Source organism: Acinetobacter sp. T_3_1, assembly GCF_025377055.1.
GTDB classification, from domain to species: domain Bacteria; phylum Pseudomonadota; class Gammaproteobacteria; order Pseudomonadales; family Moraxellaceae; genus Acinetobacter; species Acinetobacter kookii.
Window position 1 is genome coordinate 1 of the sequence record NZ_JACHVD010000023.1, and the last position, 3,319, is coordinate 3,319.

General features: G+C 38.7%; 2 protein-coding genes and 1 pseudogene. All 3 read right to left on the minus strand.

Annotation, left to right across the window (positions count from 1 at the left end; translation table 11 throughout):
* Nucleotides 1-113 (minus strand): annotated as a pseudogene (locus H4I94_RS14690) (IS6 family transposase); the annotation flags it as partial.
* A 280-nt stretch (nucleotides 114-393) separates the two neighbouring features.
* Nucleotides 394-1,851, minus strand: a complete 1,458-nt coding sequence (locus H4I94_RS14695; RefSeq protein ID WP_004695721.1) for a DASS family sodium-coupled anion symporter — start codon at nucleotides 1,849-1,851, stop codon at nucleotides 394-396.
* 83 nt (nucleotides 1,852-1,934) lie between these two features.
* A complete protein-coding gene (locus H4I94_RS16340; RefSeq protein WP_409976801.1) occupies nucleotides 1,935-3,101 on the minus strand; it encodes an IS5 family transposase in 1,167 nt (388 codons plus the stop codon).
* Nucleotides 3,102-3,319 lie beyond the last annotated feature (218 nt).

The following is a 3,319-nucleotide window of genomic DNA, read 5'->3' on the forward strand; positions in this document are numbered from 1 at the left end:
CGTTCAGCGAGCATTTCTTGAAGTTCACGATAGCTGATGCCATATTTACAATACCAACGAACAGCCCAAAGAATGATTTCACCTTGAAAGTGCCGACCGTGGAAGGGATTCATCTGCTGTATCTCGAAATAAATAAGATATTTAGCTTATCATGTCAGCCTATTTGCAACAGTGCCTCATGACTACTATGTCTGTGAAACAACAACAGATAAGCAAGCGCATAATTGGGTCTATGACATCGAGTCTAATTAATCAAATATATTTTTATTCAGTGAGTAAAATTATAACGAAGTTTCTGTAATGGACAGATATTAAAAAGCCCCCTTATTCAGGGGGCAGGTTGTATAGATATAACTATACTTATAAAATTTTAATTTTGTTATAGATATTAAATTACCAATAGCCCAGCATCTTCCACCAAAGTCCGCCCAATACAATAAAAATAGCTATATTGATAATGCTCATAGCAAAACCAGCTTTCCACCATTCACCAAGCGTTGTATAACCTGAACCATAAATAATAGGGGATGTACCTGTCGCATAATGAGTCAGCGTCATCATAATGCTTGATGCTGCTGCCATAATCAGTGCAAAGAACATTGGAGGAGCACCTAGTGCGATACCTGCAATGTAGAATGCTGAAAACATAGCGGTAATATGTGCAGTAGTACTGGCAAAAATATAGTGAGCGTACATATAAGCAAATAGTAAAAGCATGGAAGCAGGAACCCACGTTAAGCCAAGCTGTCCAATGCTAGTTTGTAAAACACCAGAAAACCAAGCGATTAAGCCGAGCTTATTTAAAAAGGTCGCCATCATGACCAATGCAGCAAACCAAGTTACTGTATCCCATGCACTCTTTTGAGTTAAGACATCATCCCAAGTTAAAACTCCTGTAAGCAGAAGGAGTGATAAACCAATAAACGCGGTTGTAGTTGGGTCTAAAGTCCACATATCACCCAACAACATGGCAGGAATACCTGCCCAGAGTAATAATAAAATTCCAAATACAGCCAACATAATCATTTCATGTAAGGTAATGGGACCCATTTCTTGTAAACGGTCTTTGGCAAATTGTGCAGCATTTGGTGTTTTTTTAATTTCAGGTGGGTACATAAAGTAAAGCGCAATCGGCATAAATGCTAATGCAACAACACCTGGTAAAACCATTGCTAATGCCCATGTGGTCCAACTCAAATGGATTTGACTATTGGTCGCTTTCGCAATGAGTTCAACGACTAAAGGGTTGGGTGCAGTAGCCGTAATAAACATGGCAGAAGTAATAGGATTTGAATGGTAATTGACCAAAGCAAGATATTTACCAATTTTACCTTCAGTGCCTTTTTCTGGATCTGAGTCAAAACTCGTTGCAATCGAGCGCACGATAGGGTGAATAATTCCGCCTCCACGTGCTGTATTACTTGGGGTAACAGGTGCAAGAATGAGTTCAGATAATGCAAGGCTATAGCCAATACCAATGGTTCTTTTACCCCAAACTGCAATAAAGTAATAACCTAGTCGTGCACCTAGCCCTGTTTTTTGTAACCCTTTTGAAATCATGATGGATATACCAATCAACCAAATAAGAGGGTTAGCAAAGCCACTTAAAGCATCTTTGATGGCATCGCTAGGGTTATCTGCTGTTACTCGGGTAATCGCGACCAGTGCTATCGCGATAATCGAAATTGCACCAATAGGCATTGCTTTACCAATAATGGCTGAAATAACACCAATAAACATCGCAAATAGAAGCCAAGCATTTGCAGAAACATCTTGCGGAATTGGAATGAGAAACCAAATAATAAGGGTAAGTGATACTGAAATTATGGTTGGTATGAGTTTGAATCCCATTGAATCGTACTCCAAAAATATAGTTATTATGGGCTTTGTTGCATAAACATTCAAAAGCTGAGTTCTCCCCAATCCATTCAAATTTAAGACACAACTTGGGTGCGAGGTCTACCTAATTCCGTAAATCTATTCAGAACTGCCACACGCGCATGAATTTCATTGACCTGACTTTGAAAATGTCTTGCCGTCAGCCTATCANCTAATTCCGTAAATCTATTCAGAACTGCCACACGCGCATGAATTTCATTGACCTGACTTTGAAAATGTCTTGCCGTCAGCCTATCACCTAATAATTTGATGCAATGCATCTTGGTTTCCACCAAACTACGACGGTGATAACCCGACCATTTTTTCCATAGGGTTCTGCCTAAATGTTTAACCGTTTGAAGTAACTCATTTCGTTCTATTGAACTTATTTTAGAATCTTTCCAGGGCTTGGCATTCTTTCTGGGTGGAATTACTGCATGTGCTTGACGATCTGAAATCACTTTTCTGCAGCACTTCGTGTCGTACGCGCCATCGGTATAGACAGAATCTATTCGCTCATCTAGTGGAATTTGATCCAGTAAATCACCTAGTACTTGTGAATCACTGACATTATTTGTAGTAAGCTGAACGGCACGTATTTGCAGTGTTTCAGCATCTATACCAATATGCAGTTTACGCCATTGCCGACGGTATTCAGGCTGATGTTTTTTACGCTTCCATTCGCCTTCACCTAAAAACTTTAAACCCGTAGAGTCGACAAGTAGGTGTAACCCATCATGACTTTTCTGATAGCTTATCGCAATATCAATATGCNGCAGTTTACGCCATTGCCGACGGTATTCAGGCTGATGTTTTTTACGCTTCCATTCGCCTTCACCTAAAAACTTTAAACCCGTAGAGTCGACAAGTAGGTGTAACCCATCATGACTTTTCTGATAGCTTATCGCAATATCAATATGCTTTTGTCGTCTACAAAGGGTGGAGTAATCTGGTGCTGTCCAATTCAAGCCACAGAGTTTAATCAGGCTTTGAACAAAGCCAGTAACCATACGTAAAGAAAGACGGAATAGAGATTTGATCATTAAACAGCATTGAATCGCTGTATCGGAATAAGTTTGATTTCGTCCTTGCTTGCCTTGTGGTTGTGCATACCATTGCGTCTTAGGATCAAACCAGATTGAAATATTTCCTCGCTTGATTAAAGCTTGGTTATGCGAGGACCAATTGGTTGTACGATAGATTTTAGGTGTAGGCTTCTTCATCTGGAAATTATATTACTGAAGAAGCCTTCAAGAATAGCTTTGTGCAACAAAGCCAAATCGATCAAATAATCTGGTGTTTTTGAGTAATAAAGTTAAATACTAAGTAATAAACAATAATACTTGGTAATAAAGTTTCATCCCAATTTTCAAAAAAAGAAAATATATTCATTATTTTCAGTATATTGAAATATTGGTATGAAACTTTTTTATTTTAATAG

Bases quoted from the DNA above. Each gene is read 5' to 3' on its own strand.
- H4I94_RS14695 (WP_004695721.1), bottom strand. From the start codon at position 1,851: ATGGGATTCAAACTCATACCAACCATAATTTCAGTATCACTTACCCTT.